Source organism: Acidimangrovimonas pyrenivorans (assembly GCF_042643245.1).
Taxonomy (GTDB): domain Bacteria; phylum Pseudomonadota; class Alphaproteobacteria; order Rhodobacterales; family Rhodobacteraceae; genus Acidimangrovimonas; species Acidimangrovimonas pyrenivorans.
Map to the genome: position 1 here is coordinate 44428 of NZ_JBHRSK010000017.1, position 22821 is coordinate 67248.

The 22821-nt window shown below is 68.2% G+C and carries 22 protein-coding genes; 15 read left to right on the forward strand and 7 right to left on the reverse strand.

Annotated features, from left to right (window positions below):
• The first annotated feature begins 26 nt into the window (after positions 1-26).
• The 3 genes from rpsD (at position 27) to ACFOES_RS18385 (ending at position 2814) form a co-directional block, all read left to right on the forward strand.
• The gene (rpsD, locus tag ACFOES_RS18375) at positions 27-647 is read left to right on the forward strand and encodes a 30S ribosomal protein S4 (protein WP_377834831.1); all 621 of its coding nucleotides are present in this window, start codon (positions 27-29) and stop codon (positions 645-647) included.
• Positions 648-793: 146 nt separating this feature from the next.
• Entirely contained in the window at positions 794-1879 is a 1086-nt protein-coding gene (gene hisC, locus ACFOES_RS18380) for a histidinol-phosphate transaminase (RefSeq protein ID WP_377834832.1), read from the forward strand.
• Complete coding sequence (locus tag ACFOES_RS18385) at positions 1879-2814, forward strand: prephenate/arogenate dehydrogenase family protein (RefSeq protein WP_377834833.1); 936 nt, start codon at positions 1879-1881, stop codon at positions 2812-2814. Before hisC ends, ACFOES_RS18385 begins: the two co-directional genes overlap by 1 nt.
• A gap of 125 nt (positions 2815-2939) precedes the next feature.
• Here the strand turns inward: ACFOES_RS18385 and ACFOES_RS18390 are convergent, their stop codons facing one another.
• Positions 2940-3932, reverse strand: a complete 993-nt coding sequence (locus tag ACFOES_RS18390; protein ID WP_377834834.1) for a DUF2125 domain-containing protein — start codon at positions 3930-3932, stop codon at positions 2940-2942.
• A 66-nt stretch (positions 3933-3998) separates the two neighbouring features.
• Here ACFOES_RS18390 and ACFOES_RS18395 point away from each other — a divergent pair, with 66 nt between their 5' ends.
• The 3 genes from ACFOES_RS18395 to ACFOES_RS18405 all read left to right on the forward strand — a co-directional run bounded on the left by ACFOES_RS18395 (position 3999) and on the right by ACFOES_RS18405 (position 7811).
• Positions 3999-4547, forward strand: coding sequence for a gamma-glutamylcyclotransferase (locus tag ACFOES_RS18395; protein ID WP_377834835.1), 549 nt, complete (start codon positions 3999-4001; stop codon positions 4545-4547).
• Between the two features lie 87 nt (positions 4548-4634).
• On the forward strand, positions 4635-5864 hold the full coding sequence (locus tag ACFOES_RS18400; protein WP_377834836.1) for a biopolymer transporter ExbB: 1230 nt from the start codon (positions 4635-4637) through the stop codon (positions 5862-5864).
• Between the two features lie 3 nt (positions 5865-5867).
• Positions 5868-7811: a peptidoglycan -binding protein gene (locus ACFOES_RS18405; RefSeq protein WP_377834837.1), complete on the forward strand. Its 1944-nt coding sequence runs from the start codon at positions 5868-5870 to the stop codon at positions 7809-7811.
• 60 nt (positions 7812-7871) lie between these two features.
• Here the strand turns inward: ACFOES_RS18405 and ACFOES_RS18410 are convergent, their stop codons facing one another.
• The 3 genes from ACFOES_RS18410 to gloB all read right to left on the reverse strand — a co-directional run bounded on the left by ACFOES_RS18410 (position 7872) and on the right by gloB (position 12110).
• Positions 7872-8783, reverse strand: a complete 912-nt coding sequence (locus tag ACFOES_RS18410; RefSeq protein WP_377834838.1) for a M23 family metallopeptidase — start codon at positions 8781-8783, stop codon at positions 7872-7874.
• A gap of 79 nt (positions 8784-8862) precedes the next feature.
• Complete coding sequence (gene clpA, locus ACFOES_RS18415) at positions 8863-11184, reverse strand: ATP-dependent Clp protease ATP-binding subunit ClpA (protein ID WP_377834839.1); 2322 nt, start codon at positions 11182-11184, stop codon at positions 8863-8865.
• A gap of 164 nt (positions 11185-11348) precedes the next feature.
• The gene (gene gloB, locus ACFOES_RS18420; protein WP_377834840.1) at positions 11349-12110 is read right to left on the reverse strand and encodes a hydroxyacylglutathione hydrolase; all 762 of its coding nucleotides are present in this window, start codon (positions 12108-12110) and stop codon (positions 11349-11351) included.
• Between the two features lie 84 nt (positions 12111-12194).
• Here gloB and ACFOES_RS18425 point away from each other — a divergent pair, with 84 nt between their 5' ends.
• The 7 genes from ACFOES_RS18425 (at position 12195) to ACFOES_RS18455 (ending at position 18586) form a co-directional block, all read left to right on the forward strand.
• The gene (locus tag ACFOES_RS18425; protein ID WP_377834841.1) at positions 12195-12938 is read left to right on the forward strand and encodes a class I SAM-dependent methyltransferase; all 744 of its coding nucleotides are present in this window, start codon (positions 12195-12197) and stop codon (positions 12936-12938) included.
• 262 nt (positions 12939-13200) lie between these two features.
• Entirely contained in the window at positions 13201-13761 is a 561-nt protein-coding gene (locus ACFOES_RS18430) for a F0F1 ATP synthase subunit delta (RefSeq protein WP_377834842.1), read from the forward strand.
• A complete protein-coding gene (gene atpA, locus ACFOES_RS18435; RefSeq protein WP_377834843.1) occupies positions 13762-15300 on the forward strand; it encodes a F0F1 ATP synthase subunit alpha in 1539 nt (512 codons plus the stop codon).
• A 23-nt stretch (positions 15301-15323) separates the two neighbouring features.
• On the forward strand, positions 15324-16196 hold the full coding sequence (locus ACFOES_RS18440; RefSeq protein ID WP_377834844.1) for a F0F1 ATP synthase subunit gamma: 873 nt from the start codon (positions 15324-15326) through the stop codon (positions 16194-16196).
• Between the two features lie 21 nt (positions 16197-16217).
• Positions 16218-17639: a F0F1 ATP synthase subunit beta gene (atpD, locus tag ACFOES_RS18445; RefSeq protein WP_377834845.1), complete on the forward strand. Its 1422-nt coding sequence runs from the start codon at positions 16218-16220 to the stop codon at positions 17637-17639.
• A 10-nt stretch (positions 17640-17649) separates the two neighbouring features.
• Positions 17650-18048, forward strand: a complete 399-nt coding sequence (locus ACFOES_RS18450) for a F0F1 ATP synthase subunit epsilon (RefSeq protein WP_377834846.1) — start codon at positions 17650-17652, stop codon at positions 18046-18048.
• Positions 18049-18238: 190 nt separating this feature from the next.
• Positions 18239-18586 (forward strand): H-type lectin domain-containing protein, encoded by a 348-nt coding sequence (locus ACFOES_RS18455; protein ID WP_377834847.1) that lies wholly within the window; start codon positions 18239-18241, stop codon positions 18584-18586.
• Positions 18587-18667: 81 nt separating this feature from the next.
• On the opposite strand, the gene ACFOES_RS18460 is transcribed toward ACFOES_RS18455, so the two are convergent.
• On the reverse strand, positions 18668-19687 hold the full coding sequence (locus ACFOES_RS18460; protein WP_377834848.1) for a ribose-phosphate pyrophosphokinase: 1020 nt from the start codon (positions 19685-19687) through the stop codon (positions 18668-18670).
• A 107-nt stretch (positions 19688-19794) separates the two neighbouring features.
• Between ACFOES_RS18460 and ACFOES_RS18465 the strand changes: the two genes are divergently transcribed.
• Positions 19795-20394: a 2-hydroxychromene-2-carboxylate isomerase gene (locus tag ACFOES_RS18465; protein ID WP_377834849.1), complete on the forward strand. Its 600-nt coding sequence runs from the start codon at positions 19795-19797 to the stop codon at positions 20392-20394.
• Complete coding sequence (locus ACFOES_RS18470; protein ID WP_377834850.1) at positions 20391-21212, forward strand: alpha/beta fold hydrolase; 822 nt, start codon at positions 20391-20393, stop codon at positions 21210-21212. The genes ACFOES_RS18465 and ACFOES_RS18470 overlap by 4 nt, the downstream gene beginning before the upstream one ends.
• On the opposite strand, the gene ACFOES_RS18475 is transcribed toward ACFOES_RS18470, so the two are convergent.
• Positions 21199-22236 carry a threonine aldolase family protein gene (locus ACFOES_RS18475; RefSeq protein ID WP_377834851.1) on the reverse strand — a complete coding sequence of 346 codons (1038 nt, stop codon included), beginning with the start codon at positions 22234-22236 and terminating at the stop codon, positions 21199-21201. The genes ACFOES_RS18470 and ACFOES_RS18475 overlap by 14 nt on opposite strands.
• A complete protein-coding gene (locus ACFOES_RS18480) occupies positions 22236-22706 on the reverse strand; it encodes a YcgN family cysteine cluster protein (RefSeq protein WP_377834852.1) in 471 nt (156 codons plus the stop codon). The genes ACFOES_RS18475 and ACFOES_RS18480 overlap by 1 nt, the downstream gene beginning before the upstream one ends.
• Positions 22707-22821 lie beyond the last annotated feature (115 nt).

Genomic DNA, 22821 nt, shown 5'->3' on the forward strand with positions numbered 1-22821 from the left:
CGCAAACGAAAAGAAGGAGATCAGCGGTGACCAAACGCACCTCTGCCAAGTACAAAATCGACCGCCGGATGGGCGAGAACATCTGGGGCCGCGCGAAATCGCCGGTCAACCGCCGCGAATACGGCCCGGGCCAGCACGGCCAGCGCCGCAAGCAGAAGCTGTCGGACTTCGGCACCCAGCTGCGCGCCAAGCAGAAGCTCAAGGGTTACTACGGCGACCTGACCGAGAAGCAGTTCCGCCGCATCTACGGCGAAGCCGAGCGCGTCAAGGGCGATACCGGTGAGCAGCTGATCGGCCTGCTCGAGCGCCGCCTCGACGCCGTCGTCTACCGCGCCAAGTTCGTGCCGACCATCTTCGCCGCGCGCCAGTTCGTCAACCACGGCCATGTCACCGTCAACGGCAAGCGGGTCAACATCCCGTCCTACCGCGTCAAGGAAGGCGACGTCATCGCCGTGCGCGACAAGTCGAAGCAACTGGCGATCGTGCTGGAAGCCGTCGGCCTGGCCGAGCGCGACGTGCCCGACTACATCGAAGCTGACCATTCGAAGATGACCGCCACCTTCGTGCGGACCCCGGCGCTGGCCGATGTGCCCTACGCGGTGCAGATGGAGCCGAACCTGGTGGTCGAATATTACGCGAAGAACTAACCCCTTCGCGGATGGAATACCCATGCGGGGCCGCACCATCCGGTGCGGCCCCTTTCTTATGTTCTGCGGCCCCCCGTTGGGGCCAACAAGTCTCTGGTCAGGGTTCCGGCGCCCCGCTAGAACCGGCCGAGGTGAGGAGATGAAAGATGAGTGACGCGATCCGCCCGCAGCCCGGCATCCTGGACATCGCCCTGTACCAGGGCGGCCAGGCCCATGTCTCCGGGGTGTCGAACGTGGTCAAGCTGTCGTCGAACGAAAACCCGTTCGGCCCGTCCGAGAAGGCGCGCGAGGCCTATCTGCGCGCGGCTCATCAACTCCACCGCTATCCTTCGACCGACCATGCCGAGCTGCGCGCCGCCATCGCCGAGATCCACGGGCTCGACCCGGAGCGGATCATCTGCGGCGTCGGCTCGGACGAGATCATCACCTTCCTGTGCCAGGCCTATGCCGGGCCGGGCGACGAGGTGCTGCGCACCGAGCACGGCTTCCTGATGTACGACATCTCGGCCCGCGCCGCCGGGGCGACCCCGGTCGCCGTGCCCGAGCGCGAGCGCACCACCGATGTCGACGCGCTGCTGGCGGCCTGCAACGCGCGCACCAGGCTGGTCTTCATCGCCAACCCGAACAACCCGACCGGCACGATGATCGGCGCCAAGGAGGTCGCGCGGCTGGCCGAGGGCCTGCCGGAGCAGGCGTTGCTGGTGCTCGACGGCGCCTATGCCGAATATGTCGAGGGCTTCGACGGCGGCAAGGCGCTGGTCGAGGCGCGCGACAACGTGGTGATGACCCGGACCTTCTCGAAGATCTACGGCCTCGGCGGGCTGCGCATCGGCTGGGGCTACGGGCCGAAGGAGATCATCGACGTCCTCAACCGCATCCGCGGGCCGTTCAACCTTTCGACGACCCAGCTCGAGGTTGCCGAGGCGGCGGTGCGCGATCAGGACTGGGTGGCGAAATGCCGGGGCGAGAACACGCGGATGCGGGCCTGGCTGGCCGAGGCGCTGGCCGAGGTCGGCGTGCCCTCGGACACCTCGACCGCCAATTTCATCCTCGCCCGCTTCGCCGATGCCGAGGAGGCCGAGGCCTGCGACGCCTTCCTCAAATCCGAAGGGCTGATCGTGCGCAAGACTGGCGGCTACGGCCTGGCCAATTGCCTGCGGATCACGGTGGGCGACGAGGCTTCCTGCCGCCGGGTCGCCCATGCGGTGACCCAGTTCAAGGGGCAACGCTGATGGCCGGGATCGTGCACAAGCCGTTCTACAACCGCGTCGCGCTGATCGGCCTCGGGCTGATCGCCTCGTCGATGGCCCATGCGATCCGCGAAAACGGCCTCGCCCGCCACATCGCCGGCCATGCCAAGAGCGCCGAAAGCCGGGCCACGGCGGCCGAGATCGGGCTGTGCGACTCTGTCCATGAGACCGCCGCCGAGGCGGTGAAGGACGCCGACCTCGTTGTCCTTGCCGTGCCGGTGGGGGCGATGGGCAAGGTCGCCGAGGAGATCGGGCCGCACCTCAAGCCCGGTGCCACGGTCACCGATGTCGGCTCGGTCAAGCAGGCGGTGATCGACGCGGTGGCGCCGCATCTGCCGCCGGGCGTCCATTTCGTCCCCGGCCACCCGATCGCCGGCACCGAGCATTCCGGTCCGCGTTCGGGCTTCGCGACGCTGTTCCGCAACCGCTGGTGGCTGCTGACGCCGCTGGCCCAGGCCGACATGGCGGCCGTTGCCTGCCTGCGCGGCTTCCTCGAACACATGGGGGCCCATGTCGAGGAGATGGAGCCGACCCACCATGACCTGGTGCTGGCGGTGACCAGCCACACGCCGCACCTGATCGCCTACACGATGGTCGGCGTGGCCGATGACCTTGGCCGCGTCACCGACAGCGAGGTGATCAAGTATTCCGCCGCCGGCTTCCGCGACTTCACCCGGATCGCCGCCTCGGACCCGACGATGTGGCGCGACGTCTTCCTGACCAACAAGGAGGCGACGCTGGAGATCCTCGGCCGCTTCACCGAGGAGCTGTTCGCGCTGCAGCGGGCGATCCGCACCGGCGACGGCGAGGCGCTGTTCGACTATTTCACCCGGACGCGGGCGATCCGGCGCGGCATCATCGAGGCCGGGCAGGATACCGCGGCGCCGGACTTCGGCCGCGGCGCGGCGGAGACGTAGCGCCTGGCGGGGACGGTTGCGCCGCGCGATGCGCGTCGCGAGGGCGGGGGGCTGTCTGCCCCCCGCGCCCCCCGAGGATATTTTCGAGCAGAAAGTGGGGGCGCGGCTTGCGCCCGGCTGCGTGTTCAGCGGAACCTTGGTGCGGGGCCGAGGGGGAGGGGGCCGACGCTCATCCAGCCTTTCTGGAAGCTCAGCGGCAGCTCGACCGTGTCGGGGCTGCCGGAGCCCTTGGCCAGCTCGGTCAGCATGTTGCGCACGGTCGGGGCGATCTCGGGTTTCACCAGGCCGAGGGCGACGGCGATGTCGAGCATCTGCTGCCAATGGCGGGCGCTGAGGGTGATGCGGCCGATCGGCAATCCGTCGCGGCCGATCTCGAGCGCGCCTTTCAGCGTCAGCGACAGGTCGCCCCAGCGGGCATGGCTGTCGCGCAGGGTCAGGGCGGTGAGGCGGGGATGGGTCTCGCCGGCATGGCGGTCGAGCGGGGCGGTGAAGCTCAGGTCGCCGTCGAGATGGACGATTTCGGCCTTGGGCGGCAACTTGCCCTCGGGGTCGAGCTGCGCCTTGAGACTGGCATCGGGGGCGATGTCGAGCGCCTCGAAGCCGATCTCGTAGCTGTTTTCCTTGCCTGCCACCGGCCGCGCCGCGAAGCGCGCCTGGTGCAGCCCGACCTGCCAGCCGGCCGTTGACACCAGCTCCGGCTGCGCGGCGATGAAGGTCGTCCTCTTCAGCCGCAGCGCCGGGGTCGGGGCGAAGAGCACGCTGCCCTCCATCTTCTGCGAGGTCAGGGTCAGGCTCTGGCCCGGCAATTCGAGCACCTGGCGGTGGGGCAGGGCGGCGATGACGTGATAGGGCGTGTAGCTGAGCGACAGGATCTGGGCGAAGGGCGCGCGCCAGGTGACGCCCTCGGCCGGGTCTCCCAGCGCGATGTCGTTGACGGTCAGGTCGAAGCGGTTGGGAAAGCCGGCGACCGAGAGGCTGGAATATTGCGCCACGCGGCCCTCTTCGCGCGCATTGGCGAAGGCGGCGACGGCGGCCTTTTGCAGCGCCGTCGAGCCGATATACCAGTAGCCGCCCCAGAGGGCGCCCGCGATGACGACGACGAGGGTGAGAATCCGCATTGTCCGCCCCCTTTTCCTGACCGGCCCGGTGGTGTTTACAGGGGCGGGACAAGGAGGGCCAGTCAAGTGACGGCAGAGCTTTGGGTGTTCGGCTACGGGTCGCTGATCTGGAATCCGGGCTTCGCGGTGGCGGAGCGCCGGATCGCGCGGCTGCCGGGCTGGCACCGGTCCTTCTGCATGCGCTCGATCCACCATCGCGGCACCGAGGCCGATCCGGGGCTGGTGCTGGCGCTCGACGCCGCCGAGGGCGCCCATTGCGACGGCGTCGCCTTCGCGGTGGCACCGGGGCGCGAGGAGGAGACGCTGGATTACCTGCGCGAGCGCGAACTGATCTCCTCGGCCTATTTCGAGACCGAGCAGGAGATCGAATTGCGCGACGGTCGCCGGCTGAGCGCCGTCACCTATGTCATCGACCCGGACCACGTGCAGTATTGCGGCGGGCTGGAGCTGGAAGAGCAGGCGCGGATCATCGCCAGCGCCACCGGCGGCCGCGGCCCGAACAGCGAATACCTCTACAACACCGCCGATCACCTTGCCGAACTGGGCATCGAGGATGCCGATCTAAGCTGGCTTGCCCGGCGGGTGCGCAGCCTGAGGGCAGAGAGGCAACTCTAAGGTATTGCGCAGGGAATTGCCGGTTGGCAGGGCGGCCCGGCCCGCCTATGGTCGGGCCAGCGAAAACAGGGGTCAGGACAGGTCCAGATGGACAAGCCCACGCGCGAGGCGGAGCGTTTCTTCAAACAGCCGGTACGGCAACTGACGACGATGCTGATCGTGGTCGGGCTGGTGGCCTCGGGCGCCTATGTCGCCTGGCCCCGGGTCTCGGGCGTGTTCCTCGCCAATCCCTATCTGAACGCGCTGATCTTCTTCGTCTTCCTGGTCGGTGTCATCGCCTGTTTCCTGCAGGTGTTGCAGCTGTTCACCTCGGTCAGCTGGCTGATCGATTTCACCAATGACGTGCCCGGCCACCAACTGGTCAAGGCGCCGCGCCTGCTGGCGCCGCTGGCGGCGCTGTTGCGGTCGCGGACGGCCCGGGCGCAGATCTCCTCGACCTCGGCCAGCTCGATCCTCGATTCCGTCGCCACCCGCATCGACGAGGCGCGCGACATCACCCGCTACCTGATCAACCTGCTGGTTTTCCTCGGCCTTCTGGGCACGTTCTGGGGCCTTGCCACCACCGTGCCGGCGGTGGTCGAGACCATCCGCTCGCTGGCGCCGAAGGAGGGGCAGAGCGCGGTCGAGGTGTTCGGCAACCTGATGGGCGGGCTGCAGAAGCAGCTCGGCGGCATGGGCACGGCCTTCTCGTCCTCGCTGCTCGGCCTCGCCGGGTCGCTGGTCGTCGGCCTGCTGGAGCTGTTCGCCAGCCACGGCCAGAACCGCTTCTACCGCGAGCTCGAGGAATGGCTGTCGACGATCACCCGGCTCGGCTTCGCCAGTGGCGAGGGCGAAGGCGAGGGCGGGCTGGAGCAGGGCGCGGTCGTTGCCGTGCTCGACCAGATGGCCGAGCAGATGGACGCGCTGCAGAGCCTGTTCGCCCAGTCCGACGCCCGGACGACGGCGCTGGACGAACGCATGGCCGGGCTGGCCGGCGCGGTCGAGCGGCTGACCGAGCGGCTGGAAGGCCAGGGCGAGGCCCAGGGCAGCGCGACGGCGGCGCTGGCGCGGATCGCCGATGGCCAGAGCCGTGTCGCCGATGGCCAGGAGCGGCTGATCGCCACTCTCGAGCAGCATGCCGAGGACGGCGGCCCCCATGTCGATGCCGAAAGCCGGATGCGGCTGCGCTCGATCGACGTCCAGCTGCTGCGGATACTCGAGGAGATCTCGGCCGGCCGGCAGGAGAGCATCACTGACCTGCGCAGCGACCTCTCGGCGCTGACCGCGGCGGTGCGGCAGCTGGCGCGGGCCGGGGCGGCCGGCTCGGGGCGGGGCTAGGCGATGGGACTGTCGCGCCGGGGCAGCCGAACCGAGGCGCCGATCTGGCCGGGCTTCGTCGACGCGATGACGTCGCTGCTGCTGGTGCTGATGTTCGTGCTGACGATCTTCATGATCGTGCAGTTCGTCCTGCGTGAGACGATCACCAATCAGGGCAACGAGCTGACCGCGCTGAACGAGCAGATCGCCGGGCTGGCCGACGCGCTGGGGCTGGAAAAGCAGAAGACGGCCAAGCTGCAGGGCGAGGTCGGGCAACTGACCGGCGATCTGGCGACGGCGCGCGACAAGGCCGACCAGCAGGCGGCTCTGATCGCCTCGCTGGGCAGCCAGCTGACGGCGCGGCAGAACGAGCTCAAGACGGCGCAGGCCAAGATCACCGATTTCGAGGCCCAGGTCGCCGGGCTGCTGGCCGATCGCGCTGCCGCGGCCAAGCGCAACGACGCATTGTCGGCCAAGGTCGCCGACCTTCAGGAGACCCGCGACAAGCTGCTGAGCGAGCAGCAGGCGCTGCAACTGGCGGTGGCCAAGGCGCGCAAGGAGATCGACGCCCAGCAAGAGGCCGCGAGGCTGGCCGCCGCCCGGCGCGACGCGCTGCAGGCGCTGATCGCCAGCCTGCGCAAGCAGGCCGCGGCCAAGGACACCAACCTCGCCGCCGTGCTGGCCGAGCTTGAAGGCTCAAAGCAGACGGTCGCCGACCAGTCTGCGCAGATCGCCAAGCTGCAGGACAGCCTGTCGGCCGAGGAGAAGGCCAAGCTGGCCGAGGCGGCCGCGGCCAAGGCGCTGCGCGAGAAGCTGGCCGGGGCGCAGGAGCAGCTGACGGCGCAGGAGAAGCAGCGGCTGGCCGATGCCGCCGCCGCCAAGCTGCTGCGCGACAGGCTCAAGGGCGCCCAGGACGAGCTGACGGCGATGACGCTGGCGCTCGAGGAGCAGCGCAAGAAGGCCGAGGACACGCTGACCATGCTGGCCGCGGCCCAGGCGGCACAGAAGAATCTCGACGTCAAGCTGGCCGCGGCGCTGGCGGCGCGGGACAAGGCGCAGGGGCAGGTGAAGGATCTTCAGGCCGCCGGGCTCGACAAGGCCGAGGTCGAGAAGCAGCTGGCGGCGGCCTTGGCGGCCAAGCTGCAGGCCGAGAACGCGGCCAAGGCGCAGATGTCCGAGGCCGAGAAACAGGCGGCGCTGTTGTCGGCGGCGAATAGCGCGCTGGCCGACGAGAAGGCGAAATCGGCCAAGAGCCAGCGCCAGGTGGCGCTGCTCAACCAGCAACTCGCGGCGCTGCGCGGCCAGTTGAAGCAGCTGCAGGGGATGCTGGACGCCTCGACGGCGAAGGACAGCGCCAACAAGGTGCAGATCGAGAGCCTGGGCAAGCAGCTCAACGCCGCGCTGGCCCAGGTGACGATGGAGCAGAAGCGGCGGCTGGTCGCGGAAGAAGCGGCGCGCAAGGCGGCCGAGGAGCGGGCCAAGGCGCTGGCCGAGAAGGCCCAGAACCTCGAGCAGTACCGCTCGGAATTCTTCGGCCGCCTGCGCAAGCTGCTGGCGGGCCAGCCCGGCGTCCGGATCGTCGGCGACCGTTTCGTCTTCTCGTCCGAGGTGCTGTTCGAATCCGCCTCGGCCGACCTGTCGCCCGAGGGCAAGAAGCAGATCGCCGACGTGACCACCACGCTCAAGCAGATCTCGCAGGAGATCCCGACGGGGATCAACTGGATCCTCGAGGTCGACGGCTTCACCGACAACGTGCCGCTGGCCCCCGGAGCCCAGTTCGCCGACAACTGGGCGCTGAGCCAGGCGCGGGCGCTGTCGGTCGTGCATTACATGATCGACGATCTCGGCTTCTCGCCCGAGCGGCTGAAGGCGGCCGGCTTCGGCGAGTACCAGCCGGTGGCGACCGGCGACACGCCCGAGGCGCGGGCGCAGAACCGTCGGATCGAACTCAAGCTGACCGAACGCTAGGGGGCACGGCGAGAGACCGTGCTCCCGGGCGGGCGCCCGGCCGTGGCCGTGTCGGGGGCGTTACTGCCCGATCTCGACGCTGGTGCGCTGCTGGCCCAGCGTGTTGCCGTCGCGCTGCAGTTGCACCAGCGCGATATAGGGGCCGGGCGGCCAGCCATCGGCCGGCGACCGCTTGCCGATGGCGCGGAACAGCCGGGCCTGGGCCCGGTCGAGCGTAACGAGTTGCTGCACCAGGACCGTCCCGTCCGGTGCGACGATCCGCAGCCCGAGCTTGTCGCCGGCCCGCCCGCCATAGACCTGGGCCCAGAGCACCAGGGCCGGCGCGTCGGCGGGCAGGTCGCGGGGCGAGGGAAGCCCGGCCTTGACCGCGTCGAAGCCGGGCACGGCCGTCGCAAAACCGATATTCACCAGCCCGCCGGGCACATAGGCGATCGGCGGCTGCCACAGGGTGTCGGTCGGCGGGGTGCCGCAGGCGGGCGGGCGGGCGGTGTCGGGGGCGAAGGGGTCGACCACCTTGCCGTCATGGCGGACGGAGAGATGGACATGGGGAAACTCGGTATCGCCCGACAGGCCGACCTGTCCCAGCACCGTGCCGGCGCTGACCTTCTCGCCCTTGCGGACCGAGATCGAGCCTCGTTTCATGTGGCAATACTGGGTCTGCCAGCCGTCGCCATTGGCGACCAGCACGCCGTTGCCGCATTCGCGGCCCGAGATGTCCGGGGCGTCCGGAGCGTTGGCGGCGATGTCCGGCATGCCGTCGCGCAGCGCCAGCACCGTGCCGGGGGCCGCGGCCAGCACGGCGACGCCGGCCCGCATCGCGGCCAGCGAGGGCAGGGCGATATCGGTGCCCTTGTGGCCGTTATAGGTCAGCGGCCCGCAGGTGAAATCCTCGGCCCCCGGGCCGGGGTCGTCATCGACATAGTTCTGGATGAAGCAGGTCTGCCCGAGGGTGCAGGCGATCGGCAGTTTCAATGTCAGCGCCCCCGCGGCCGGAACCGCGAGGGCGAGGAAAAAGAGACCTATCAGAGCGGGGCGCAGCACGCCGGCCGGCTCACTCTGCGGTCAGAAGGCGCGGCTTGTTGCCGGCGATGCGCGGCTTCGAGGGTTCCTCGAAGCTGAGCTCGATGGCGTCGTCCTTGACGCCGACCTTGACCAGCCCGCCCTTCATCAGCTTGCCGAACAGCAGTTCCTCGGCCAGCGGCTTCTTGATGTGCTCCTGGATCACCCGGCCCAGCGGGCGGGCGCCCATCTTGTCGTCATAGCCCTTGTCGGCCAGCCATTCGGCCGCCGCCGGGGTCAGCTCGATATTGACGCCGCGGTCCATCAGCTGGGCCTCGAGCTGGAGCACGAACTTCTCGACCACCTGCAGGATGACCTCTTTCGGCAGCGGCGCGAAGGAGATCACCGCGTCGAGCCGGTTGCGGAACTCGGGCGTGAAGGTGCGCTCGATCGCCGCCGTGTCCTCGCCCTCGCGCCGGTCGCGGCCGAAGCCGATCGCGGCCTTGGCCTGCTCGGTGGCGCCGGCATTCGAGGTCATGATCAGGATCACGTTGCGGAAATCCACCGTCCGGCCGTTGTGGTCGGTCAGCTTGCCGTGGTCCATCACCTGCAGCAGGATGTTGTAGACATCCGGGTGCGCCTTCTCGATCTCGTCGAGCAGCAGCACGCAATGCGGGTGCTGGTCGACGCCGTCGGTCAGCAATCCGCCCTGGTCGAAGCCGACATAGCCGGGCGGGGCCCCGATCAGGCGGGAAACGGCATGCTTCTCCATGTATTCCGACATGTCGAAGCGCAGCAGCTCGACGCCCAGCGTGCTGGACAGCTGCTTGGCCACCTCGGTCTTGCCGACGCCGGTCGGGCCGGCGAAGAGATAGTTGCCGATCGGCTTCTCGGGCTCGCGCAGCCCGGCCCGGGCCAGCTTGATCGCCGAGGACAGCGCCTCGATCGCCTTGTCCTGGCCGAAGACGACGCGCTTGAGCGACTTCTCCAGATCCTTGAGCACCTCGGCATCGTCCTTGGAGACGTTCTTGGGCGGGATCCGGGCGATCTTGGCGACCACCGCCTCGATCTCCTTCGGCCCGATCGTCTTGCGCCGCTTGCTCTCGGCCACCAGATGCTGTGCCGCGCCGGCCTCGTCGATCACGTCGATCGCCTTGTCGGGCAGCTTGCGGTCGTGGATGTAGCGCGCCGACAGCTCGACCGCGGTGCGGATCGCATCGTGGGTATAGCGGATGTCGTGGTGCTTTTCGAAATAGGGCTTGAGGCCCATCAGGATCTTCACCGCGTCATCGACCGACGGCTCGTTGACGTCGATCTTCTGGAACCGACGGGACAGCGCCCGGTCCTTCTCGAAATGCTGGCGGAATTCCTTGTAGGTGGTCGAGCCCATGCAGCGCAACTTGCCGCCCTGCAGTGCGGGCTTGAGCAGGTTCGAGGCGTCCATCGCCCCGCCGCTGGTCGCGCCGGCGCCGATCACGGTGTGGATCTCGTCGATGAACAGCACCGCGTCGGGATGATCCTCGAGCTCCTTGACCACGGCCTTCAGCCGCTCCTCGAAATCGCCGCGGTAGCGGGTGCCGGCCAGCAGCGCGCCCATGTCGAGCGAGTAGATCGTCGCCTCGCCCAGCACCTCGGGCACCTCGCCCTTGACGATCTTCCAGGCCAGGCCCTCGGCAATGGCGGTCTTGCCGACACCGGGATCGCCGACCAGCAGCGGGTTGTTCTTGCGCCGGCGGCAGAGCACCTGGATGCAGCGCTCGACCTCGTGCTCGCGGCCGATCAGCGGGTCGACATCGCCCTCGCGCGCCTTGGCGTTGAGGTCGACGCAGTATTTCGCCAGCGCGGATTCCTTGGCCTCGCCGGCTTCGGCCTTGGCCTGCTGTTCCTCGGCCTCGCTGGTGCCGGTGACGGGGCGGGCCTCGCCGAAAGACGGGTCCTTGGCCACGCCATGGGCGATGAAGTTGACCGCGTCGTAGCGGGTCATGTCCTGCTCCTGCAGGAAATAGGCGGCGTTGGATTCACGCTCGGCGAAGATCGCGACCAGCACGTTGGCGCCCGTCACCTCGGTCCGGCCCGAGCTCTGGACGTGGATCGCGGCGCGCTGGATCACCCGCTGGAAGGCGGCGGTCGGCACCGCCTCGGAGCCTTCGACATCGGTGACAAGGGTCGACAGATCGTCGTCGATGAATTCGGTCAGGGTGCTGCGCAGCGCGTCGAGATCGACGCTGCAGGCCTGCATCACCTTGGCGGCATCGGGTTCGTCGATCAACGCAAGAAGCAGGTGTTCCAGCGTTGCCAGTTCGTGCTTGCGGGCGTTGGCGAGCGCCAGCGCGCCATGGATGGCTTGCTCGAGCGTGGACGAGAATGACGGCACTGTGCGTGCTCCTATTCCAGAGGACGGAGCGGGACGGGCCCGGACTCCGACCGTTGCCTCATAGATTTAGAGTTCGGTTTTATTTCCCGCGCTTCAAGGTTTTTCTGCCGGGAAAGTTCTGAATGATGCGCAAACGCCCAATTTGTGATCTCTGGGCGCGGGTCTCAGAACCGGTCCTTGCGGGCACGAATCTCGGCAAAGACAGCGACATCCGGGGCGTCGGGCATGCCGACCGCGGCCTTCACCTGCGGCAGATGGGCGCGCAGGAAGGGATTGGTCTCCAATTCCTGAGCCAGGATCGCCGGAACCGTCGGCTCGCCCTCGGCGCGGGCATGGTCGATCTGCTCGATGCGCCAGTTCAGCTCCTGGTTGTCGGGCTCGATGGTCTTGGCGAAACGGGCATTGGCGGCGGTGTATTCGTGGCCCGAATAGACCAGCGTCTTGGGCGGCAGCGCGGCGAGGCGCTGCAGGCTGTGATACATCATCTCGGGCGTGCCCTCGAAGACCCGGCCGCAGCCCATCGCCATCAGGCTGTCGGCGGTGAAGACGGCGCCGCCATTGGGGAAGTAATAGGCGACATGGCCCAGCGTGTGGCCCGGCACCGCGATCACCTCGACCAGCTCATCGCCCTCGCCGCCGCTGTCGCCGTCGGCCAGCGCCAGGTCGAGCTCGGGCAGCTTGTCCTGCTCTGCCTTCGGGCCCAGCACGTCGCAGTGGTATTTCGCCCGCAGCTCCTCGACCCCGCCGACATGGTCGTGGTGGTGATGGGTGATCAGGATGCTGTCGAGCGACCAGCCGCGCGCCTCGAGCTCGGCGATGATCGGCCCGGCCTCGGGCGCGTCGATCACGCAGGTGCTTTCCGGTCCCTTCACGATATAGGCGTAATTGTCGGAGAGGCAGGGAACGGTGACGATCTGAAGCGGCATGGCGTTTCCGTGTGTCTTGGGTATTCTGCGGCCCGACTCTCGCGCCATCCCCGGCCGAGGACAAGGATCAATTCCGGATAGCCCATGCATCTCGACGTGCTCGACCTGCGCAACTTCTACTACCGGACCGGCCTCGGCCGCGCCGCGCAGAAGGCGATCCGCGACAAGGTGCTGGGGCTGTGGCCCGAGGCCAAGGGCCAGACCGTCGTCGGCTTCGGCTTCGCGGTGCCGCTGTTGCGCCCCTACCTGGCCGAGGCGCGGCGGGTCGTCGGGCTGATGCCGGCGCCGCAGGGCGTGATGCCCTGGCCCGCCGGGATGCCCAATGTCTCGGTCCTGACCGAAGAGGCGCGGTGGCCGCTGCAGACCGGCATGGTCGACCGGCTGATCCTGATGCACGGGCTCGAGACCTCGGACAATCCGACGGCGGTGCTGGAAGAGGCCTGGCGGGTGCTGGGCCCGGGCGGCCGGGCGCTGATTATCGTGCCCAACCGCACCGGGCTGTGGGCGCGGCGCGACATCACGCCGTTCGGCTATGGCCGGCCCTACACCTCGGGCCAGCTCGAAGCCCAGCTCAAGCGCGCGGAGTTCGCGCCCGAGCGGCACCTGTCGGCGCTCTACGCGCCGCCGTCGCACAAGCGTTTCTGGCTGCGCACCGCCCCGTTCTGGGAGCGCACCGGCCGCAGCATTCCCTGGCGCGCCGGCGGGGTGCTGATGCTCGAGGTCTCGAAACAGGTCTTCGCGCCCAAGCGGCCCGGCCTGCGCGAGGTCGTGCGGCGACCGCTGAAGGTGCTGGAGGGCGTGCCCGCGCCGGGGGCGGAGCCGGTCTGATTCACCCCCGTTTCAGGCGCGATTCCGGACATTTCGCCGCTGCGGCGCGGCGCCAAACGGTCGCAGTTTCGTGAAAACCGATCAAGTGCCTGTAATTAGGGGCGCGAAGCCTCACCGGATCGTGAGCAAGATGGTTGCGAGGCCCACCGACCTCTGCTACACCCACGCCGGATTTGAGGTGCATGCTGTCTGCGTGCGTCATGGGTAAGCCTTGTCCTGTGCACCGAAGTGTCGGGACGGCAGCAACAGCGGAAGGGTTGACGTGTCCGAACCAGCTTCGATCTCCTCCGGCATCGCCGCGCGCTACGCCACGGCCATTTTCGAACTGGCCCGCGAAGACAAGGCTTTGCCGAAGCTTGAACAAGATGTGGAAGCGCTGGACGGCGCGCTGAGCGAAAGCAAGGATTTCAAGGTGATGATCTCCTCGCCGCTCTATTCGCGCGAGGACCAGGCGCAGGCCATCGCCGCGCTGGCCAAGAAAATGGATCTCGGCCCGATCACCGCCAACACGCTGGGCCTGATGGCGTCCAAGCGCCGCCTGTTCGTGCTGCCCCAGCTGGTCGCCGTGCTGCGCGACCTGATCGCCGACGAAAAGGGCGAGGTGCTGGCCGAGGTAACCGCCGCGACCGCCCTGACCGAGGCCCAGGCCGACAAGCTGGCCGCCACGCTCAAGGCGCAGATCGGCAAAGATGTGAAACTGAAAACGGCCGTCGATGAAAAGCTCATCGGCGGTCTCGTCGTGAAAGTGGGCTCGAAGATGATCGACACCTCGATCCGCTCGAAGCTCGCGGCCCTCCAGAATGCAATGAAAGAGGTCGGATAAATGGGTATCCAAGCTGCTGAGATCTCTGCGATCCTCAAGGAGCAGATCAAGAACTTCGGCCAGGAAGCCGAAGTCGCCGAAGTGGGGCGCGTGCTCTCGGTCGGGGACGGCATCGCCCGTGTCTACGGCCTCGATAACATCCAGGCCGGCGAGATGGTCGAATTCCCCGGCGGCATCCGCGGCATGGCGCTGAACCTCGAAGTCGACAACGTCGGCATCGTGATCTTCGGCTCCGACCAGGACATCAAGGAAGGCGACACCGTCAAGCGCACCAAGTCCATCGTGGATGTGCCGGCCGGTGACGCGCTGCTCGGCCGCGTGGTCGACGGCCTCGGCAACCCGATCGATGGCAAGGGCCCGATCGCGGCCACCGAGCGCCGCGTCGCCGACGTCAAGGCCCCGGGCATCATTCCGCGGAAATCGGTGCACGAGCCGATGGCCACCGGCCTCAAGTCGGTCGACGCCATGATCCCGATCGGCCGCGGCCAGCGCGAGCTGATCATCGGCGACCGTCAGACCGGCAAGACCGCGCTGGCGCTCGACACCATCCTGAACCAGAAGAGCTACAACGAAGCCGCCGGCGACGACGAGAGCAAGAAGCTCTACTGCATCTACGTCGCCGTCGGCCAGAAGCGCTCGACCGTGGCGCAGCTGGTCAAGAAGCTCGAGGAAACCGGCGCGATCGACTACTCGATCATCGTCGCCGCGACCGCCTCGGACCCGGCGCCGATGCAGTTCCTCGCCCCCTACGCCGCGACCGCGATGGCGGAATTCTTCCGCGACAACGGCCGCCACGCGCTGATCATCTACGATGACCTGTCCAAGCAGGCCGTCGCCTACCGCCAGATGTCGCTGCTGCTGCGCCGTCCGCCGGGGCGTGAAGCCTATCCGGGCGACGTCTTCTACCTGCACTCGCGCCTGCTCGAGCGTTCGGCGAAGATGAACGAGGATAACGGTGCCGGCTCGCTGACCGCGCTGCCGATCATCGAAACCCAGGGCGGCGACGTCTCGGCCTTCATCCCGACCAACGTGATCTCGATCACCGACGGCCAGATCTTCCTCGAGACTGAACTGTTCTACCAGGGCATCCGCCCGGCCGTGAACACCGGTCTGTCGGTGTCGCGCGTCGGCTCCTCGGCCCAGACCAAGGCGATGTCCTCGGTCGCCGGCCCGGTCAAGCTGTCGCTGGCCCAGTATCGCGAGATGGCGGCCTTCGCCCAGTTCGGGTCGGACCTCGACGCCGCGACCCAGAAGCTGCTGAACCGCGGTGCCCGCCTGACCGAGCTGATGAAGCAGCCGCAATACTCGCCGCTGACCAACGCCGAGATCGTCTGCGTCATCTTCGCCGGCACCAACGGCTACCTCGACAACATCCCGGTCGCCGAAGTCGGCCGCTTCGAGGCGGCGATGCTGGCGCACCTGCGGGCCAATCACAAGGACCTGCTGGACGACATCACCAACAACGACCGCAAGGTGAAGGACGAGCTGGCCGACAAAGTGCGCGCTGCGCTGGACGAGTTCGCGAAAGACTTCGCCTGAGGGCGGAGTCGAGGAGACGCTAGATGCCCAGCCTCAAGGATCTGAAAAACCGGATCGGAAGCGTCAAGAACACGCGGAAGATCACCAAGGCGATGCAGATGGTCGCGGCGGCAAAGCTCCGCCGCGCCCAGGAAGCCGCCGAGAACGCCCGGCCCTATGCCGAGCGGATGAACGCGGTGATGGCCGGCCTCGCCGCCTCGGTGCGCGGCTCTGACAGCGCGCCGCGGCTGCTGTCGGGCACCGGCTCGGACCAGACCCACCTGCTGGTGGTGATGACCGCCGAGCGCGGGTTGTGCGGCGGCTTCAACTCGACGATCGTGCGCCTCGCCCGGGCCCGCGCGCAGGAGCTGCTGGCCCAGGGCAAGACGGTGAAGATCCTCACCGTCGGCAAGAAGGGCCGCGAGCAGCTTAAGCGCGACTACAGCGAGCATTTCATCGACCATGTCGACCTGACCGAGGTCAAGTCGGTGGGCTATGACAATGCCCAGGCCATCGCCAAGGACATCCTGGCGCGCTTCGACGCCGGCGAGTTCGACGTCGCGACGCTGTTCTTCAATCGCTTCCAGTCGGTGATCTCGCAGGTCCCGACCGCGCAGCAGATCATCCCCGCGATGTTCGAGGAAGTGGAGGGCGCGGAAGCCTCGCTCTACGACTACGAGCCCAGCGAGGAAGGCATCCTGGCCGACCTGCTGCCGCGCGGCGTGGCGACCCAGATCTTCACTGCCCTGCTGGAAAACGGCGCCTCGGAACAGGGCGCCCGGATGAGCGCGATGGACAATGCCACGCGCAACGCGGGCGACATGATCGACAAGCTGACGGTCGAGTACAACCGCTCGCGCCAGGCCGCGATCACCAAGGAACTCATCGAAATCATTTCGGGCGCCGAGGCGCTCTGACGGAACCGGAGATAGGAAACAATGGCAAGCAAAGGCAAAGTGACCCAGGTCATCGGCGCCGTCGTGGACGTCCAGTTCGATGGCGATCTTCCGGCCATCCTGAACGCGCTGGAAACCGACAACAACGGCAAGCGCCTGGTTCTGGAAGTCGCCCAGCACCTGGGTGAGAGCACCGTGCGCACCATCGCCATGGACGCGACCGAAGGTCTGGTCCGCGGCGCGGCGGTCAGCGACACCGGCGGGCCGATCTCGGTTCCGGTCGGTGACGCCACCCTGGGCCGCATCCTCAACGTCATCGGCGAGCCGGTGGACGAGAAGGGCCCGGTCGCGACCGAAGAGCGCCGCGGCATCCACCAGCCGGCCCCGGACTTCGACGAGCAGTCGACCGAGGCGGAAATCCTGGTCACCGGCATCAAGGTCATCGACCTGCTGGCGCCCTATTCGAAGGGCGGCAAGATCGGCCTGTTCGGCGGCGCCGGCGTCGGCAAGACGGTTCTGATCCAGGAGCTGATCAACAACATCGCCAAGGTGCACTCGGGCTACTCGGTCTTCGCCGGCGTCGGCGAGCGGACCCGCGAGGGCAACGACCTCTACTACGAGATGATCGAGGGCGGGGTCATCAACCCCGAGAAGCTCGAGGAATCGAAAGTGGCGCTGGTCTACGGCCAGATGAACGAACCGCCGGGCGCCCGTGCCCGCGTCGCCCTGACCGGCCTGACCCTGGCCGAGCAGTTCCGCGATGCCTCGGGCACCGACGTTCTGTTCTTCGTCGACAACATCTTCCGCTTCACCCAGGCCGGCTCGGAAGTGTCGGCGCTGCTGGGCCGCATCCCCTCGGCCGTGGGCTACCAGCCGACGCTGGCCACCGACATGGGCGCCCTGCAGGAGCGGATCACCTCGACCAAGGCGGGCTCGATCACCTCGGTGCAGGCCATCTACGTGCCGGCCGACGACCTGACCGACCCGGCCCCGGCGACCTCGTTCGCCCACCTCGACGCGACCACGGTTCTCAACCGTGCGATCTCGGAGCTCGGCATCTACCCGGCCGTCGACCCGCTCGACTCGACCTCGCGGATCCTCGACCCGCAGGTCGTCGGTGAAGAGCATTACCAGGTCGCCCGCGACGTCCAGGGCATCCTCCAGCGCTACAAGTCGCTGCAGGACATCATCGCCATTCTCGGCATGGACGAACTGTCGGAAGAGGACAAGCTGACCGTGGCCCGCGCCCGGAAGATCCAGCGTTTCCTGTCCCAGCCGTTCGACGTCGCCAAGGTGTTCACCGGCACCGACGGCGTCCAGGTCCCGCTCGAGAAGACCATCGCGTCGTTCAAGGCGGTCGTGGCCGGCGAATACGACCACCTGCCGGAAGCCGCCTTCTACATGGTCGGCGACATCGACGAGGCGATCGCGAAAGCCGAACGTCTGGCCGCCGAAGCGGCCTGAGGAGGCATAAATGGCCAACACGCTGCAATTCGACCTGGTCTCGCCCGAGCGCAAGCTTGCGTCCTTCGACGCGACCGAGGTCCAGATCCCCGGCGCCGAGGGCGACCTCGTGGCGATGGACGGCCACGAGCCGCTGATCACCACGCTGCGCCCGGGGGTGCTGCGGGCGGCCGGTTCCGATGGTCTGCAGGCCTATGTCGTGACCGGCGGCTTCGCCGAGATCACCGGCAATGCGGTTTCGGTCCTGGCCGAGCGCGCGATCCCGATCGAGGAAGCGACCGGCACGATCATCGACCAGATGCTCGAGGAGGCCCGCAGCCTTGCCGAGGCGGCGCTGCCCGAGGACAAGGACGCGGCCGAGAAGCTGATCCACGACGTGCACATGCTGCGCGGCACCGTCGCGATCTGAGCGATCCGGTCACTGGTTTGGCAAGGGCCCCGCTTCGGCGGGGCCCTTGTCGTTTCACGGTGCTGGAAATGGCGGGCCGGGCGCGGTAAGACCCCAAGCCAGCCCCCAAGTCAGGCCCCGGCGCTCCGTATTTCTGCCGGAATTGCCGGCAAGGGTGGCGGCCGGGGACAGGGAACGCGAGGGGGACGGGGTGAAGCGGATACGCGGCGACATGCTGGGCATCGACCAGGGCTCGACCCTGGTGTTTTCGGATTTCGAGGATGGCGGCGAGATGTGGACCGGCAGCGGCCCGCGCGAGCGCCGCTGCGCGGTGCGCTTCTCGGAACCGTTCCAGGCGCCGCCGGCGGTGAGCGTCGGCGTCTCGCTCTGGGATGTCGACAGCAGCTCGAACCTGCGCGCCGACATCGCCGCCGAGGCCGTTACCTGCGACGGCTTCGAGATCGTCTTTCACTGCTGGGGCGATACCCGCGTCGCCCGCATCCGGGCCGACTGGACGGCGATCGGGGCGCTCAAGGACGACGACCTGTGGCAGCTGTGACCGGCGCAGGGCCGGGGGCCAGCCCCCGGACCCCCGGGATATTTTCGTGAAGATGAAAGCGGGAAGGCACGGAGGGCGGCCTCAGCCGCGCTGGTAGAGGCCCTCGTAGATCGGCACCAGGGTCTCGACCTCGAACAGCGACGACACCGAGGTGCCGTTCCAGATGTTGAGGATCGCCTGGGCGAACATCGGCGCCGTCGGCACGATGCGGATGTTCGGCGTCGCCAGCACCGCTTCGGTCGGCTCGATCGAGTCGGTGATCACCAGGCTCTTCATCACCGAGTTGCGGATGCGTTCGACCGCCGGGCCCGAGAGGACGCCGTGGGTGATGTAGGAATGCACTTCCTGGGCACCGTTGTTCATCAGCAGTTCCGCCGCCTTGCACAGGGTGCCGGCGGTGTCGCAGATATCGTCGATGATGATGCAGGTCTTGCCCGAGACCTCGCCGATCACCGTCATCTCGGCCACCTCGCCCGGGCGCACCCGGCGCTTGTCGACGATGGCCAGGCCGCAGCCGATCCGCTGGGCCAGCTCGCGCGCGCGGCCGACGCCGCCGACATCGGGCGAGACGACGATGACGTCCTCCAGGTGGCCCTTGAAGTGATGCTCGATGTCGAGCGCGAAGATCGGCGCGGCGTAGAGGTTGTCGACCGGGATGTCGAAGAAGCCCTGGATCTGGGCGGCGTGCAGGTCGAGGGTCAGGACGCGCTCGATCCCGGCCTCGGTCAGCAGGTTGGCGACCAGCTTGGCGCTGATCGGCGTCCGCGCCTTGGTGCGGCGGTCCTGGCGGGCATAGCCGAAATAGGGGATCACGGCGGTGATCCGCGAGGCCGAGGAGCGGCGCAGCGCGTCGGCGATGATCAGGAGCTCCATCAGGTTGTCGTTGGCCGGGTTCGAGGTCGGCTGGATGATGAACATGTCCTCGCCGCGGACGTTCTCGAACACCTCGACGAAGATTTCCTGATCGTTGAAACGCTCGACCCGGGCGTTGACCAGCCCGACCGACATGCCCCGATGCATTGACATCCGCCGTGCGATCGAATTTGCAAGGGTGCGGTTGGCATTGCCGGAAATCAGTTTCGGCTCGGTATAGGCGGGCATGGGCGGGGTCCTTGACAGGTTGTCCGGTGACGGATTCGTGACGGTGACCCCGCTTACCACCCGGCTACCGTCTTGCAAACCTCGTGGCGGCAGGGGAGACGTCAAGAATGACTCATATCGACTACTTTTTCGCAACCGTGTCGCCCTTCACCTACCTGGCGGGCACCCGGCTGGAGGAGATCGCGGCCAAGCATGGCGCGACGATCACCTACAAGCCGCTTGACGTGCTGGCGCTGTTCACCCGCACCGGCGGCACCGCGCCCAAGGACCGGCATAGCAGCCGGCTGGACTACCGGCTGCAGGAACTGCGGCGCCAGGCGGCCAAGGCCGGGCTGCCGATCAACCTTCAGCCCGCCTTCTGGCCGGTGAACCCGGCGCCTTCCTCCTATGCCATCATCGCCGCGCAGAACGCTGGCGGCGGCGACATGGCGGCGCTGGTGCACGGCTTCACCCGCGCCTGCTGGGCCGAGGAGCGCAACATCGCCGATGACGACGTCATCCGCGACGTGCTGAAATCGGCGGGTTTCGATCCCAAGCTGGCCGATAGCGGGCTGCTGACCGGCGCCGAGACCTATGCCAGGAACCTCGAGGAGGCGGTCGAGCGCGGCGTCTTCGGCGTGCCGTTCTACATCACCCAGGACGACGAGCGCTTCTGGGGCCAGGACCGGCTCGACGATCTCGACGCCCATCTGGAGGGCCGGCTGTGAACGACGTGGCGGCGGCGACCCGGCCCGATCCGGCGATGGTGCGGCGCCTGGGGCAGGGGCCGCGCCCGGCGCTGATGATCCATTGTTCGCTGGCCCATTCCGGCGAATGGAGCGCGCTGGCCGAGCGGCTGGGCGACAGGCTGCACATGGTGGCCTTCGACCTGCCGGGCCACGGCCGGGCGCCGGACTGGCAGCCGGGGTCCGACATCGCCGCGGTGGCGCTGGAGAGCGCGGTGCCGCTGGCCGAGGCGGAAGACGGGCCGGTCGATCTGGTCGGCCATTCCTTCGGCGCCGTCGTCGCGCTGCGGCTGGCGCTGGAGCGGCCCGATCTGGTCCGTACCCTGACCCTGATCGAACCGACGCTCTTCGCCGCCGCCCGCGCCGCCGGGGCGCCCGAGGCGGTCGGGCACGAGGACGAGATGCGGCCGTTGCAGGCGGCGCTGGAGGCGGGCGATGCCGAGGGCGCGGCGCGGATGTTCATCGCCGACTGGGGCACCGGCCAGAGCTGGGAGGCGACCCCCGAGGCCCAGCGGCGCTACTTCGCCGAGCGCATCCACCTGATCCTCGCCTCCGAGCCGGTGCTGTGGCACGACAGCGGCAACCTGCTGGCGCCGGGGCGGCTGGAAGGGCTGGAGATGCCGGTGCTGCTGCTCGAGGGCGGGGATTCGCCGCCGATCATCACCGCCATCGCGCGCGAACTGGCGCGGCGGCTGAAGCGGGTGACGCGGGTGACGGTGCCGGGCGCGACCCACATGCTGCCGGTCACCCATCCCGACGCCGTCGCCGCCGCAATCGGCGTTCACCTCACCCGCGGATGAAGCCGAGAAACTGGTCGACGTCCTGCTCGGTGGTCGACCAGGAGGTGACGAAGCGGGCCGGCACAGGCTCGTCCGCCGGCCCCTCGGCCGGGCCCATCAGGTAGTAGAGCGCGCCACCGTCGCGGGCCCGGCCATGGGCGGCGCGGGGCAGGGCGGCGAACATCAGGTTGGCCGGCACCGGGTGCAGCAGCTCGGCCCCCGCCTGCGCCAGCCCCTCGGCCAGCCGCGTGCCGGCGGCGTTGGCCTGCCGGGCCAGCCTCAGCCACAGATCGTCGGTCAGGTAGGCATCCATCTGCGCCGACAGGTAACGGTGTTTCGAGAACAGGTGGCCGGCACGCTTGCGCCGCAGCTCGAATTCCCAGGCCTTCTCGGGATCGAAGATCACCACCGCCTCGACCCCCAGCAACCCGTTCTTGGTGCCGCCGAAGGAGACCACGTCGATGCCCGCCTTCCAGGTCATCTCGGCCGGCGTCGCGCCCGAGGCGACGATGGCGTTGGCGAAGCGGGCGCCGTCGAGGTGGCAGGGCAGGCCGGCCGCCTTGGCGACCTTGCACAGCGCCGCGATCTCCCCGGCCGAATAGAGCGTCCCGGCCTCGGTGATGTTGGTCAGGCTGAGCATGCCGCGCTGGACGTTGTGGACGCTGCCGCCGCTGCGGCCGATCACCGCGGCCAGCGCCTCGGGCGTCATCTTGCCGTGCTCGCCCGGGACCAGCGTCAGCTTGGCGCCGCCGGTGTAGAATTCCGGCGCGCCGCACTCGTCCTCGGCGATATGGGCGTGGGTATGGCAGAAGACCGTCGCCCAGGGCGGGCAGAAACTCGCCAGCGCCAGCGAATTGGCGGTGGTGCCGGTGGCGACCAGGTAGACCGCCGCCTCGGGCGCCTCGAACACGGCCCGGACCTTCTCGCGCACCCCGTCCATGATCGCATCGGCGCCATAGGGCATGGCATAGCCCTCGTTGGCGCGGGCCAGCGCCGCCATCACCTCGGGCGGCACGGCCGATCCGTTGTCGGAGGCAAAGAACATCACAGGTCTCCTTCGATGATGTGGTCTTCCCACTCGTCCTCGTCCACTTCGAATTCCGGCACCGTCCAGCCGCGCACCGAGACGCCGGCTTCATGCACGGTTTCCGGATCGCCCGAGATCAGCGGGTGCCAGTCGTAGAGCGCCTTGCCCTCGTAAAGCAGCCGGTAGGCGCAGGTCGACGGCATCCAATAGGCGATGTCGCCGATATTCTTCGGCGTCAGCACGACGCATTCGGGGACGAACTGCTTGCGGATCTCGTATTGGGCGCAGTGGCAGGTCTCGTCGTCGAGCAGCCGGCAGGCGACGCGGGTGAAGGCGATCTCGGCGGTGTCCGGGTCCTCGAGCTTGTTCAGGCAGCATTTACCGCAGCCGTCGCACAGCGCCTCCCACTCGCGCGGGGTGAGGTTCTTCAGCGGCACGCGTTCCCAGAATTTCGGGCGCAGGCCTTCGCGGGCGATCGGGTCTTTCATGGGCGGGAGACTGTCGGAGAGTTGCGGGAAAGGGAAGGGGGAAAGGCGGGGTTCACGCAGAGATGGGGCGGGGCAGCGCCGGGGCAAAGCGGACGCAGGGTCGCAGGGGCGGTGC